Here is a 14,811-nt window from a genome sequence, read left to right as displayed (position 1 = left end):
ATTGCAGGACTTTAATCTACAATTCGATAACCTTTTATTGTAGGCAACAATATGACACCCCAAACAACGATCATTATCGTCTCGTTATTGCTCGGCATGGCCAGTGGGGTGATTATGCATCGCTCCGATTTCTGCATTGCCGGCATGTTTCGCGACCTGTTCCTGTTTCGCAGCAGCCCGCTGTTGCGCAGCCTGATCTTACTGATCGCGACGAGCATGCTGTTGTTTGAGTCTGCTCGGCTCGTTGGCCTGCTGAGCTACAGTCTCCCTTCCTCACTATTTGGCTTGCCATCCCTGACGACCCTGTTCGGCGGAGTACTGTTCGGCATCGGCATGATCCTGGCCGGCGGCTGTGTCGTTGGCACCCTCTATAAACTAGGCTCAGGAAATTTTCCGGCGAGCTGCGCTTTTTTAGGACTGCTGATCGGCAGTACACTCTATGCAGAGTTTCACCCCGCGTGGAAAGAATTTGCCCTCGCAACCCGGCTGGGAGAAGCCGCAACCCTGCCCCAGTTGCTGGAACTTCAGCCGACGGTCACGTTGGCGGCCGTTTTCTCCGCTCTCGGTTTTTATCTCTATCGCTGGCAAAAAAGGGGGCTACTGAAGCGCCCCTCCGTGGTCACAGGTTATCTGCAACCGCGCAGTGCAGCACTGCTGTTGGCAGTCATAGGGCTACTTTCCTTTACCCTGACCGGCATGCCGCTCGGCATCACCACCAGCTATGCCAAAGTCGGGTCTTTTTTTGCCGAACTTGCGTTTCCAGAGCATGTCGCCTCCCTTGACTATTTTCAGGGCCGAGGCTTCCAGTACTTTTCACCGCTGCTCAACCAGAATTTAAGTGCAGGGGCCGGACCTTTTACCGACGGCTTATCCTTGGTACAATTCCCGTTGATCACTGGCATCGTTCTTGGTTCAGCCCTGTCCGCCATTTCTATGGGAAAATTTCAGTGCCGACTTGATGTGCCGAAGGTTCAGCTTTATTCTGCACTTTTAGGTGGAATTTTAATGGGCCTGGCGTCCCGTATGTCGCCAGCCTGTAACGTCTGGCACCTGTTGGGCGGTCTGCCATTACTTTCTTTGCAGAGTATACTTTTTACCCTGGGACTCTTCCCGGGAGCCTGGATTGGCACCCGGCTACTGACCCGCTACGTCCTGCCGGCGTAGAACAGAATTGGAAATTATGTCCGAGCAAAAAATTACCACCGTAGAAATTGATGTCTGTGGACAAATCTGCCCGTCATCACTGCTTACCGCACTACGCGAAGTCAACAAACACAAAAATTCTTTACGTAACGGCGAAATGCAGCTGGACATTCTGACCGACAACCACGACTCGACCAACCGGGTTTCAGAGGCGGTCACCAACATGGGCTATCAGGTCAAGGTTGAAGACCGGAAAAATCATTTCAGAATCTCGATCGCCAAGAATTACTAGCCAAAAAGGTTACGGGAACGATGAATAGCCGAACGATTAAAGATAGCGATCCAGAACGGGAAAACCGTATCTCCACTGCGGACCAGCTACAGGAGCTGCAAGAAACCATTACTCGGCTGCGTCAAGAAAATAGCGACATCCTCACCAGCGACCAAGAACTTCGCGGCTATATCCGCGAAAAGACCAATCAGTTGTTGAGCGTCATGGGCACCCTGGCCCTGGAACCCGAAGAATTGGACGACGAAACCCTGATCAACGTCGATCCTATCGGTATCGTCACCGACTCATTCCGGCAGGTTCTGGAGCATCTGCAAGAAACCAATGAAAACCTCAGTTTGGCCAAGGACGAGCTACAGGCAATTTTCGATTCCGCCGGTGCAGGGATTCTAGTTGTCGACAGTCAGATGCGCCTCAATACCTTCAATCGCAAAAGCCAGGAACTCTTTTTCCCCGACAACACAAACGCTATCGGTCAGGACTTCCGCTCCATAATCTGCGGCCCTTCAAATCATCCTGAAGTCTGTATATTTGATCAGGTCATTGAGACCCAGTGGGTTGTCGAGCAAACCGATTTTGTCACCAACGACCGTCACTACCACGTCATCGGCACGCCGATCAAAAACAAGGATGATGTCATCAGCTACGTCGTTCTCGTTTATACCGATATCACTGAGCGGAAAAAAAGTGAGCAGACCCTGCGCGACGCCGAAGCGCGGATGGCATCAATTCTCAATAGCACCCAAGCCGGAATCATGTTGATTGACCCGGAGTCACACCAGATCATTTTTGCCAACCAGGCAACAGCGGAAATGACCGGTATCAGCCAGGCAGAGCTACAGGGACAAATCTGCCATAGCGTTATCTGCCCGAAGCAGCAAGGTCGCTGCCCGATAACCGACGAGAAGCAATCGATCGATAAAGCAGAATGCGAACTGATAACGAGAGACGGACGCCTGGTCCCAATCATCAAAACGGTTTCCAAGCTGGAAATTGACGGCAAAACCCACCTGCTGGAAAGCTTTATCGATATTTCCGAACGCAAAGAGACAGAGAGAAAACTACGCGAAAGTGAAGAACGCTATCGGACTCTCTACTCGACCATGCAGGAAGGGGTGGCACAGCATCGTTTTATCTACGATGACGACGGCCAACCCTGTGACTATGAAATCATCGACGTCAATCACTCCTTCGAACTGATCATCGGCAGAAAACGTGACCAGGTCATCGGCCGCTTGGCCAGTGAAATCTACCCGCTGGTCGATGGCAAACCCGCCTGCCTCGATATTCTTTCAAAAATAATGAGCAGTGGCGAATCATCCAATTTTGAATTCGAATTTAAAGACATCGGCCGGACCCTGCGAATTTCAGCGGCACCACTTGCCCCGGGGCACTTTGCCACCGTCTTTGAAGATATTACCCAACGCAAGCAGGATGAAGAAAAGATTGAACGCCTCGCCTACTTCGACAACCTGACCGGTTTGCCGAACCGGGTGCTGATGCGTGACCGGTTGGGACAGATGGTCGTCAGGGCAAAGCGTAACAGCTGCCGAATCGGCCTGTTTTTTCTCGATCTTGATCACTTTAAAAGGGTCAATGACACCCTCGGGCACGACAAAGGGGATCAATTACTAAAGGTTATTGCCGACCGTCTGGACAAGGTCTTGCGCAGTTGCGATTCCATTTCGCGCCTCGGTGGCGACGAATTTGTCATTCTGGTCGACGACATCAAAGACCGGGACGACGCCGCCCTGATTGCCTGTAAAATCCTTGAATCGCTGGCGCAACCAGTCATTCTGGAGCGAAAAGAAGTCTTCATTACCACCAGTGTCGGGATTGCCATGTTCCCCGAAGATGGCGTCGATCCGGACACCCTGCTTAAAAATGCCGATGCGGCCATGTATCAGTCAAAAGACAAGGGTCGCAACACCTACCGTTTTTATTCCTCGGAAATGAACGCTCAGGCGCTGGAAAAGCTACTTCTCGCCAACGACTTGCGCAAAGCTCTAAAGCGGAATGAATTTCACCTCGCCTATCAACCACAAATTGATCTCAGCCACGGCCAGATGACCGGCGTTGAAGCCCTGCTCCGCTGGCAGCATCCCGACCTGGGGAATATCTCACCGGTACAATTTATCCCCCTGGCCGAAGAAACGGGACTCATTCTCTCGATCGGTCGCTGGGTACTCGAAACCGCCTGCCGGCAAGCGTATGAAATTCAACAGTCTTGCGGCACGCCGTTTCGGGTCGCCGTCAATCTTTCGACCAAACAGTTTCAAGATCCCAACCTGGTGACGTCAATCAGGGAGATTTTGCACGAAACCGGCTTAGAGGCGCAATTTCTCGAGTTGGAAATCACCGAGAGCATTTTGATGGAGAACGTCGAGAATGCGCAGAAGACCTTGCATGAGCTCAAGGACATGGGATTGAAGCTGGCGATTGATGATTTTGGCACCGGCTACAGTTCGCTCAGCTATTTGCGACATTTCCCGATCGACCGACTTAAAGTCGATAAATCCTTCGTCCAGCGGATCACCACCCACCCGGACGATGCGGCAATCACCGAAGCGATCATCGTCATGGCGCACACGATCGGTATCAGGGTGGTCGCCGAAGGGGTCGAGCTGAAAACCGAACTCGATTTCTTGCGCGAAAAAAAGTGCGACGAAGTCCAGGGATTCTATTTCAGCCGACCGTTAAGAACCGAACAACTGGTCGAACGGATTCAGGACCCCTGCCCGACCAATCCTTTCTGTTTTTTCAACAGCTAGAAAACAGCAGAACGTCGCGCAGCAAGCAGGAAAGGCCCCGCACAATACGAAGCCTGTTCCTTGTTTTGTTCTGCAAGCTTCTTTAGTTCAAGCTCAGATTTTTCTGGCAACCAGCGCGATCAGTTGCGACACCAGCAGGATACCGATATAGGTGCTCAGGGCGATGGTAAACATGGTCAGCATTGTGGAAGCTCCTCTCTGAAACAATTTCTTTATACTGTTTATCTACTTGATTCGACCTTGAATGATTTAACGTCAAAGCATGGTTCAAAAACATTTTCCACCGAAAGCACAGAACTCACGGAAAAATCTTGGTCTTAGAAATTCCGTGTTTTCCGTGTTTTCCGTGTTTTCCGTGGACAAAAACCAAAGAATTAACGCAACACCGACTTTTGGTGGAGCGAAGTAGATAACCAGACTATTTATTTACCCAGGCTAACAACGCGAAAATTGCACCAACCTAAAAGCAATAAACATTAATTCCGTCATCAACGACCAAGCACAAAGGTGTTCTATTTTGTGCCCAAATTCTCACTGAGCAAAACTCAACTAATAATATGCAATTACTCCCGACCTCCATCGTCGGCATAGCGTCCAATTGAAAATATTATTCTTTCTGACTCAAAGACAGAAGAGGGTTATATCCTCTAACAATTCGAGGGCTGACCCCACAAACAGGTCACTTTGGCCACATAGCGACAAAATGTAGCAATTTGAACAAAAAAAACGGCCACCCTTTCGGGCGGCCGTGATCTCCATAAGTTGTCGATTGAGACTTCAGGAATTGATCTTGATCATATAATCGTCTATCGATTCGGCGATACCGACAACATTCATGCGACTGTTATTAAACAGCAGATGGTAGAGCAACGGATCATCGATCCGGCCGTCGGCAAACCGCCTGATAAAATCATCCCTTTGTTTTTGGTGCAGAGCGATAAATTTTTCCGCATCGGTCTGACTCATGCGGTGGCTCTGCATGATCTTCTTGACCCGGAATTCATACGGGGCGACCAGGCGCAGATGGATGCAATTGGGCAGATCCTGGGTCGCCAGCACCGCGCCACCGCCAACCAATAGACAATTACCGCGTCTGGCAAAACTACGGATGACGTTGCGCAGATGGGTAAAGATTTCCGTTTCTTCAGCGCGACTGCTGTCTAAAAACATCGAAAAGATCGCCTTGAGCGAAGAAGGTGTGTCCTGTGACTTCTCGATTTGCTCAATAGAGTACCCGGACACTTCGGCCACCTCGGTCAACATCTCCTTGCCGACCACCACCCAGGGCTCGCCCGTGGTCCGGCTATTCAGCCGCTTGGCCAGAGTTTCTGCTACGGGGAAGGCCTGACAGCCGAACTCCCGAGAGAGAGTGAAACAAGGCCCCGGTTTCTGCTCATCAACAACCTGCTGCATTTTATGCCACGCGAGAAGTTTGGCTTCCTGTTGCGGAGTCCAGAAATCCCTGTTCGCCATAACTGCCCCCTTTCCGGTAGAGTGGTTTTTCTGAAAAAGGTGAGATAGCTTAATTATACCTGATCTGTTGCAAGTTTTCGGCTGGCAGGCCGCAGCAACAAAAAAAGCCCCGACATTGCTGCCGGGGCTTTTTGAATTTGGTATTTGAGAAGACTGTTAATTTTTCCGGCGGCGGTAGTAAGCCAGGCCGATCAGACCGCCACCAAGCAGCAGAAGGGTGGAGGGTTCAGGTACTGGTGCAGCACCACCGCCTACAACAAAGTGAGAGACGGTCAATGTTTCACCTTTATCTTTTGCCACCCATAAATCATATGTGCTCCATGATCCCACGCTATCAGCAGGATCTTGCCGATACAGAGCTGAGTATGTTGAAGCTTTAATAATATAATAGCTTAGGACACTCGAAGAAAGTACCGTCTTCCAGGTCCCACTGGTATAAATGTCAGTATCCACATCAAGCTTCCCGTCACTATCACCTGTAGTACCAAGAAGTTTGTCACTACCACTGCCATCATAGCCGTAAATTTCAACGGCGGTTTGGATTAGGCCAGTGGTATCGATGCTCTTGTCATTGAGCCAATCTAACAAATAGTTATAACTGTTGACATTTTCTTCAATAACACCCAAAAAAGTACCGCTATTTTGGTAGTACTCGTAGGCAGACCCATCTGAACGATCTTCGTACCCATCATTGGCGGCATTTTCCATAACAGTTGCCAGGGCAACAGAGCAAGTTCCCATCATAAATAGAGCAAAGATAAAACCTACCACTATTTTTTTCATTATATTTACTCCCCTTCACCTTTGGGATTATAACATTATCCAATTGACGACCTAATTAAATGCAACATACATGCCTACCCACAAACACCTAAAAATACACATTATTTTTCTGATTTCCACAGTTTTTTTTGGATTGTAAATTATTTCGACAAAAAAACCGACATTTCTGCCGGGTTTTTTTCACCAATTGTGAAGCCAAATTCAATTAGGGAATTAAAGTAGGGACACTCCCCCTATTTAATTCTGAACGTATCAGATATCGACAGCCCCAACGGCAAAGATGTTACCTGGAAAAACCCTGGAGATCCAGTACCTGAACCATCAACTTGGCTACTAAATGGGTATCGGCCCGCAGCCTTGACCGGTTCTCGGTTCAAGAAAAATCGCAGCTAAACTTAACGATAAACCATTCCAGACAGACACAAAAAGCCCCCACAGAAATGCAGGGGCTTTTTGTGTCTGGAATAAATTAACTAGCTCTACTTATTCTCAAAACTCAGATGAAACATCCGCTTCTTGCCATCGGCCAACTTGGTGCCGACCATAAACATGTAGGTCCCGTTTTGATCCAAGGTCACATCAGCGCCAAACTGCCCGTCCATGCCCATCATCTTATGCGCATCACCAACCGTACCGTCGGGCGATTGTACCTTAACTGCGACCTGCCCCTTTTCGATACTTTCGCCATCACTGTCCATGAAACCGACCATCAGGTGATGGGTCATCGACATGCCGTGCTTGGCCATCTTTTCTTTGGTGTCCATCAGATGCGCAGAAGCCATAACACCATCAACGTCAACATCCTGCAGCATGATCATGCCAGCGCCCATGTTTCCATGGTCCATCTTCTTCATGTCGCCGTGATCCATGCTTTTCATGCTGCCGTGATCATCAGAGGTGGTCATCGCCATAGCAGCGGCAGGGACCATCAGCAAAGCAGCCATCATCAGTACCATCATCTGTTTTTTCATTGTTGTTCCTCCTGTTAAGTTTCGGTAATTTTTAAGTTTTTATCCACGGAAGACACAGAAGACACGGAATTTGCTGAATCAAGATTTTTTCCGTGAGTTCCGTGCTTTCAGTGGACAATATTTTCCAACCATATCTTGACGTTGACCCAAGTAGATAACCAGAATAATTCATAAGACCTTCAATTGATCACTTGTTTTCAAAGTGATGATGAAAGGTCCGCTTCTTGCCATCGGCCAACTTGGTGCCAAATTTAAAATGATACATACCTTTTTTATTGAGAGTCACATCAACCCCATAATGGCCATCCATGCCCATCAATTTAATCGCTTTGCTGACCTTTTCATCGGGGTCTTCGATCTTGACCGCAACCGAACCGCTTTCCACCGCGTCACCGGTGGCAATATTTTCAAAAGCGATCATGATGTGGTGGGTCTGGGTCATCCCGTGTTCGGCCATTTTCTCGCGCACATCGTTCAAATGCGCCATCCCCTTAATACCGTCAACCGCGTGGGTCCCGAGCATCATCATGCGCCCCTCAGTCGACATGCCAAGGTGATCCATACCCTTCATATCACCGTGATCCATCTTGCCCATGTCATGATGATCAGTATCCTTCATTTCATGGTGGTCCATCTCGTCCATGTCATGGCCCATGTTCTTGCCATGCTCCATGCCCATTTTTCCGCCCTTCTCCATGGCCATTTCTTTACCGTGATCCATGGTCATCTTTTCCATGTCATGGCCCATCTTCTTGCCATGCTCCATACCCATCTTTTCGCCCTTTTCCATGGCCATTTCTTTACCCTGGTCCATACCCATATTTTTCATATCGTGGCCCACCTTCTTGCCATGCTCCATGCCCATCTTTTCGCCCCTTTCCATGGCCATCTCTTTACCCTGGTCCATGGTCATCATCTTGCTGTGATCGACTTGGGCGTCACTGCCAAAGCCGATGGCCGGAAAAATCAACATTGTGGACGCGATCAGGATATATAGCTGTTTTTTCATCGTGTACTCCTATTCCTTCGTATAAGCGGGTCTCAGTTATTCGTGCAGTTCTTCCAACGCCGACGGTTCGGAGGACTTATCCAGTCCTCGCTGCCGCCAGATAAAGTAGATGACCGGGAAAACCAGCAGTTCCATCACCCCCGAGGTGATCACCCCACCGACCATCGGCGCAGCGATCCGTTTCATGACATCAGCTCCGGCACCGTGACTCCACATGATCGGAATCAAACCGGCGATAATCACGCAGATGGTCATGATCTTCGGCCGAATCCGCTTGACCGCGCCGTGGTGAATCGCCTGCACCAGGTCGCCACGGTTAAGCATCCGGTTGTTGTCTCTCCAGAGTTCATAGGCCAGATCCAAATAGAGCAGCATGACCACGCCAGTTTCCGCCGAGATCCCGGCCAGGGCGATAATCCCGACCCAGACCGCCACCGACATATTGTAGTCGAGCAGCCAGAGGAACCAGAAGCAGCCAACCAGCGACAACGGCAGGGCGACAAAGATGATGCCGGTCTTGATCATCGATTTGGTACTGATGTAGATGATGACAAAGATGATCAGCAGCGTCAGCGGGATCACCACCTTCAGCTTGGCCTCGGCAGCCTGCATATATTCATACTGGCCACTCCAGACGATATTATAGCCTGCCGGCAGCTTGATTTTTTCTTCCACCACCTGTTGTGCCTTCGCTACATAAGTCCCGATATCCACCCCTTTGATATCGACAAACACCCAGGCGGTGCGCCGGGCGTTCTCGCTTTTGATCCCTGGCGGGCCTTTGCGGATATGGATCGTGGCCACCTGCGAGATGGGGATATGCTTGCCACCGGCGATCGGAATCAGCACCCGCTTGAGCGACTGTAAATCATTACGATAGTCTCGAGCGTAACGAATATTGACCGGGTAACGCTCCAGCCCCTCGACGGTCTGGGTGACATTCATGCCGCCAATGGCCGACTTGATGGTGTCCTGCACATCGCCAACGGTCAGGCCGTAGCGGGCGACCGCCTGCCGATCGATATCGTAATCGAGGTAATTGCCCCCGACCACCCGCTCGGAAAAAGCACTTAAGGTTCCGGGAATCTCCCGCACCACCGCCTCAATTTCCTGACCAATTCTGGACAGGATTTCCAGATCATTGCCCATCACCTTGATCCCGACCGGGGTCTTGATCCCGGTCGAAAGCATATCGATGCGGGTTTTAATCGGCATCGTCCAGGCGTTGGTCAGCCCCGGAAAGCGAATCGAATCGTTGAGCAGGGTTTTCAACTCCTCAACCGTAAGGGTCCCCTCTTCCGGCCAGACGATCCGCAATGGTTTCTTCAGCCATTCAACGCTCTCCGACCAAGCGGAGTAGAAGCGCAGCTTCGGCACCGTGCGCCATTCCGCTTCCGGCTTAAGCATGATGGTCGTTTCCAGCATCGCCAGTGGCGCTGGGTCGGTGGCCGTTTCGGCGCGGCCGACCTTACCGAAAACCCGTTCAACTTCAGGAAACTGGGCAATAATCTTATCGGTCTGCTGCAGCAGCTCGCGCGCCTTGGTGATGGAAATGCCCGGCATGGTGGTCGGCATGTAGAGCAGGTCGCCCTCATAGAGGGGCGGCATGAACTCGGAGCCCATCTTGCTGATCGGAAAATAGATCGACATGGTAATCAGCACCGCGACCAGCAGCACCATCTTCCGCCACTTGATGACGAAATCGACCAGCGGATTATAGACCCAGAACAGAAAGCGGTTGATCGGGTTTTTATTTTCGTGCGGAATCTTGCCGCGCACAAACCAGCCCAAAAGCACCGGCACCAGAGTCACCGAAAGCAGCGCACCGGCGGCCATGGCGTAGGTCTTGGTATAGGCCAACGGCTTGAACATCCGGCCCGACTGTTCGCCCAAGGTAAAGACCGGGAAGAAGGAGACGGTGATAACCAGCAGCGCATAGAACAGCGACGGACCGACCTCCTTGCAGGACGCCATGATGATGGCCCAGTGTTCTTTCTTGCCGCGATCACGCTCCAGGTGTTTGTGGGCGTTTTCGATCATGATAATGGCCGCGTCGATCATCGCGCCGATGGCGATAGCGATACCGCCGAGACTCATGATATTGGCGTTGATCCCCTGAAAGTACATGACCATAAAAGCCATCAGGATCGCGATCGGCAGGGTCAGAATCGCCACCAGCGAACTGGGCAGATGGAAAAGGAACAGCGCGGTGACCACCGCAACAACGATGCTCTCTTCGATCAACTTTTCGGTCAGATTATCGACTGCCCGTTCAATCAGGCCACTGCGGTCGTAGACCGGCTTAATGGTCACGCCTTCCGGCAGACCGGACTGCAATTGCTCCAGCTTCTTTTTGACGTTCTCAATCGTCTGCAGGGCGTTGCCACCGTAGCGCATAATAACCACGCCGCCGACCGCTTCCCCCTTGCCGTCCAATTCCGCCACCCCACGGCGCAACTCGGGACCGATGCTGACTGTCGCCAGGTCACGCAGCAGGATTGGCGTGCCACGACTATTGGTTCCGACCACCACCTGTTCGATGTCGGAAATCGACTTGATATAACCGAGGCCACGCACCATGAATTCGGTCTCGGCCATCTCCACCAGGCGGCCACCGACGTCATTGTTACTGCGCTGGATCGCCGTGCGCAACTGGGGGATGGTCAAATGATAAGCGAGTAGCCGCTCCGGATCGATCTCCACCTGGTACTGCTTGACATAGCCACCAATACTGGCGACCTCGGAAACGCCATCCACCGAAGTCAATTCGTAACGCAGAAACCAATCCTGCATCGAGCGCAGTTGCTGTAAATCGTGGCGATCACTCTCCAGCACGTACTCGTAGATCCAGCCGACCCCGGTCGCGTCCGGGCCAAGGCTTGGCGTCACCCCTTTGGGCAACCTGCCAGCGGCATAATTCAGATATTCCAACACCCGCGAACGGGCCCAGTAAAGGTCGGTGCCATCTTCAAAGATAATGTAAACAAAAGAGAGGCCGAAGAAGGAGTAGCCACGCACGGTTTTCGCCTGCGGTACCGCCAGCATCTGCGTGGTCAGCGGATAGGTGACTTGATCCTCGACCACCTGTGGGGCCTGCCCCGGGTACTCAGTGAAGACGATGACCTGCACATCGGAAAGATCGGGAATAGCGTCGAGCGGGGTATTTTTCAGGGCATAAAGGCCGCCGATGACCACAAAAAAGGTCAGCAGCACCACCATAAATTTATTCTTGATCGACCATTCGATGAGTTTTTCCAGCATCGGTAATTACCTTATCGCCAGACCGGTGTCGGTCGATTAGTTGAACAGGTCCTCGACATCCTCTTTGGCATCTTCTTTGTCATCGCCAAACAGATCTTCCATATCGTCCTCCCCGGCAGCACCCCTCTCGGGGGACTCGGCGCGGGTCGGGTTGAGCATCTTCTGGATCGCTTCACGCAACTTGCTCTCGGAATCGAGCAGGAACTGGGCACTGGTCACCACCTGTTCCCCCTCAAACACCCCTTGCACGACTTCGATATGCCCGCCCTCCCCTTGCAGCCCGGTTTTAATCAGGCGTGGTTCAAAACGACCACCCGCCAGAGCAATAAACACGGTCTGTTTCTCGCCGGAGCGCAGCACCGCCTCGACGGGAATCAGCAGGGCGTCGGTAACCTGTTCGCCGGTCAGGTAAACGTTGACATACATATCGGGGCGCAGTTCAAAATCGGCATTGTCAAACTTGATGCGGGCCTTGACGGTGCGGGTCTTGGCTTCGACGTAGGGGTAAAGATAGTCTACCTGGGCGGTAAATTTACGATCCTGAACATAAGGCAGTTCGACCCGCGCCCGCTGTCCGACCTTGACCCAGGGGAGCTGATATTCATAGATATCGGCCAGCACCCAGACCTGCGACAGATCGGCCAGATTGAGCAGGGTCATCCCTGGCTTGACATACATCCCTTCGTTGACCATTTTCATGGTGACGATGCCATCGTAGGAGGAATAAAGGGTGACGGTTTTACGCACCTCACCGGTTTTTTCCAGGCGAGCGATCTGCTTCTTGCTGACATCCCAGAGCTGCAACCGCTTGCGCGAGGACTCAAGTAACCGCTCGGCGTTCTCAGCAATCTGTGCAAAGCTGCTGTCCTGCAAAGACCTGTAGTTATCCCGCGCCAACAACAATTCCTGCTGAGCGGCAACCAGATCGGGGCTGTAGATTTCGAGGAGCTTCTGCCCTTTTTTTACCTGTTGACCGGTCTCTGCAACATAGAGCTTTTCGACCCAGCCAGCAATTTTAGCATTGACCACGTACTGCTTCGATTCCTCGTAGCTGACCAGCCCGACAGTACGGATGGTGCGCGCCAGGTCACCACGGGTCACAGCTGCCGTGCGCACGCCCATATTCTGGATGGTGGTCGGATCGATAGTAATCATTGAACCGCCGGTCGCCTCGTTCTCGTAAACCGGAATCAGATCCATCCCCATCGGCGATTTGCCCGGCTCATCGCGGATAAAGGTCGGGTCCATCGGCGCCTGCCAGTATTTGACTTTCCGCTCTCCGTCAGTCACTGCAGCAGCCCCACCGGTGTTCGCCTTTAGCGGGGTCAGGTCCATACCGCAAATTGGGCAGCTGCCCGGTTCATCGACAATAACCATCGGATGCATGCCGCAGGTATATTTTTGCGCAGCGTGGCTGTGCTCAGGACCGGCCAAAGGAGAATGACGAAAGCTCAGATCGGTACTGAGAAAAATGCCACCGCCCAACAACAGGACAGTCACCAGGTAGAGAGTCGGTTTCAGCAGTTGTTTCATCGTGGCATTATCCTTCATCAGAATTCGTCCGGGTCAACTGATCGACATCAAGCCCAGCAGCCGCTTCAAGCTGAGCGCGGCTGCGCTGTTGATCACTGAGGACCCGAACGTTGTCGATTTCATAGCGATAGAGAGTCATCAGTGAGTCGAGCAAAGAGAGAAAATCGACCTTATCGACCTGATAGGCGCTTAAGGTCGCCTGAAAAGTTTGCTCGGCCTGGGGAATAATGCCGTTTTTATAAAGATCCGCGAGTTGCGTCGCCTGCTCCAACTTGGTCAGCGAACGATGAATCGCCAAATTCACCTTGTTGCCAAAATCGTTGCGTTTCTGATAAGCCATGCGCAACAGGGAGTCAGCTTCAGCGACCGCAGCAGCGCGGCGCGCTTTTCGGACCGGCAGATTAAAACTGACTCCGGCACTCGCAAAGTCAGTACCACCGTCCGGGAGCCCATCATCCCGAAACCGATACCCCGCCCAGACGGTGAAATCGGGACGATAATCGAGATCGGCCAGCGTCCGTTGCGACCTGTATTGCTCGATCAGGGCGTTAAACGCACTGAACATCGGTCTTTTGTCTGCCGCGTCCTGCTGCAACAACTTAAGTTGATAAGCGCCACTGAAAGAAGTTAGCTGTTCACTTATCTCCAACGCCTGATCGGTTAGGCGCCCGGCCAGGCTGTTCAGCTCGGCCTGAGTCGATTCCAACTGTTGTTGCAAGCGAAGCAGTTTGTCCTGTTGCTTTGAGCGTTGCAGGTGCGCCTTGAGAACATTTTGTTGCAGCCCTTTACCGACTTCGTAGCGAACTTCGGTCAGCTTGATAAAATCGTCGAGAATTTTCAGATTGCGGTTGGTTAGCTCGATCGCCTGCTGCTGAAACAACAAACGGTACCAGGCGTCCTTGACGCTCTGGCGAATCTTCAGCCGGGCATCCTGATAAACGGATGCGAACCAACGACTCTTCTCGGCCGCGACCTTCCCCTTAGCATCAAGCTTCCCTGGAAAAGGAAACATTTGCGCCAAACGAATCTCATTTCCAGTCATCGGCGTAATGTCTGCCTTGAGTTGATCAATCGGATAATTTGACAGAGCAATCGACAATACGGGATCTTTTAGCGAGGTGACTTGATCAATTTTGCTCTCAGCTACAGCAATCAGCTCGTGGGCAGCTCTCAGCGAGGGATTATTAAGGTCTGCTTCCTCGAGCAGTTGCTGTAGTTGAAAAGATTCGCTAGCGCTGGACTGTGTAACAAATAGCAGCAACAGCAGGACCAGAATTGTCGTTAATTTTGTGAATATACCCATCAAAATAAGCTCCTGAGGCACATGGAATCGCAATATTGCTATAAATACTTTATCAGCATTTGTGCCAAAGGGTAGTTCCCTTAAGTATCAATGAGTTGTGGATTAGCCATGTGGCAGAAAACCTACCAATATGGAGAATATTCTCCTGCCAGTGTAGAATATCCTACACGTTAGTTACCATTTCCAAGCTCAAGAAAACAAATCGCTATGAGCTGCAAAACTGTCAGGAAACGTTAAAAAATGCTCAACTGTACTCAATTATGATTTACAGTTGT

At 51.4% G+C, this 14,811-nt stretch carries 10 protein-coding genes; 3 read left to right on the top strand and 7 right to left on the bottom strand.

Annotation, left to right across the window (positions count from 1 at the left end; all coding sequences use genetic code 11):
- The first annotated feature begins 51 nt into the window (after window positions 1–51).
- The 3 genes from ACZ5PT_RS11490 to ACZ5PT_RS11480 are packed head-to-tail and all read left to right on the top strand — an operon-like array spanning window position 52 to window position 4,203.
- Window positions 52–1,164, top strand: coding sequence for a YeeE/YedE family protein (locus tag ACZ5PT_RS11490; RefSeq protein ID WP_464263175.1), 1,113 nt, complete (start codon window positions 52–54; stop codon window positions 1,162–1,164).
- Window positions 1,165–1,180: 16 nt separating this feature from the next.
- Window positions 1,181–1,435 carry a sulfurtransferase TusA family protein gene (locus ACZ5PT_RS11485; protein ID WP_464263174.1) on the top strand — a complete coding sequence of 85 codons (255 nt, stop codon included), beginning with the start codon at window positions 1,181–1,183 and terminating at the stop codon, window positions 1,433–1,435.
- A gap of 20 nt (window positions 1,436–1,455) precedes the next feature.
- The gene (locus tag ACZ5PT_RS11480; protein WP_464263173.1) at window positions 1,456–4,203 is read left to right on the top strand and encodes a sensor domain-containing protein; all 2,748 of its coding nucleotides are present in this window, start codon (window positions 1,456–1,458) and stop codon (window positions 4,201–4,203) included.
- A 777-nt stretch (window positions 4,204–4,980) separates the two neighbouring features.
- On the opposite strand, the gene ACZ5PT_RS11475 is transcribed toward ACZ5PT_RS11480, so the two are convergent.
- The 7 genes from ACZ5PT_RS11475 to ACZ5PT_RS11445 all read right to left on the bottom strand — a co-directional run bounded on the left by ACZ5PT_RS11475 (window position 4,981) and on the right by ACZ5PT_RS11445 (window position 14,536).
- Window positions 4,981–5,676 (bottom strand): cytidylate kinase-like family protein, encoded by a 696-nt coding sequence (locus ACZ5PT_RS11475; RefSeq protein ID WP_464263172.1) that lies wholly within the window; start codon window positions 5,674–5,676, stop codon window positions 4,981–4,983.
- Between the two features lie 156 nt (window positions 5,677–5,832).
- Window positions 5,833–6,459, bottom strand: a complete 627-nt coding sequence (locus ACZ5PT_RS11470) for a PEP-CTERM sorting domain-containing protein (protein ID WP_464263171.1) — start codon at window positions 6,457–6,459, stop codon at window positions 5,833–5,835.
- A gap of 479 nt (window positions 6,460–6,938) precedes the next feature.
- Window positions 6,939–7,430, bottom strand: coding sequence for a hypothetical protein (locus ACZ5PT_RS11465; RefSeq protein ID WP_464263170.1), 492 nt, complete (start codon window positions 7,428–7,430; stop codon window positions 6,939–6,941).
- Between the two features lie 187 nt (window positions 7,431–7,617).
- Complete coding sequence (locus tag ACZ5PT_RS11460) at window positions 7,618–8,439, bottom strand: hypothetical protein (RefSeq protein ID WP_464263169.1); 822 nt, start codon at window positions 8,437–8,439, stop codon at window positions 7,618–7,620.
- 36 nt (window positions 8,440–8,475) lie between these two features.
- The gene (locus tag ACZ5PT_RS11455; RefSeq protein ID WP_464263168.1) at window positions 8,476–11,700 is read right to left on the bottom strand and encodes an efflux RND transporter permease subunit; all 3,225 of its coding nucleotides are present in this window, start codon (window positions 11,698–11,700) and stop codon (window positions 8,476–8,478) included.
- A gap of 36 nt (window positions 11,701–11,736) precedes the next feature.
- Complete coding sequence (locus tag ACZ5PT_RS11450; RefSeq protein ID WP_464263167.1) at window positions 11,737–13,233, bottom strand: efflux RND transporter periplasmic adaptor subunit; 1,497 nt, start codon at window positions 13,231–13,233, stop codon at window positions 11,737–11,739.
- Window positions 13,234–13,240: 7 nt separating this feature from the next.
- Window positions 13,241–14,536, bottom strand: coding sequence for a TolC family protein (locus tag ACZ5PT_RS11445; RefSeq protein ID WP_464263166.1), 1,296 nt, complete (start codon window positions 14,534–14,536; stop codon window positions 13,241–13,243).
- Between the last annotated feature and the right edge of the window lie 275 nt (window positions 14,537–14,811).

This window comes from Desulfuromusa ferrireducens, from assembly GCF_055389805.1.
This window is presented reverse-complemented; position numbering and strand designations above follow the sequence as displayed.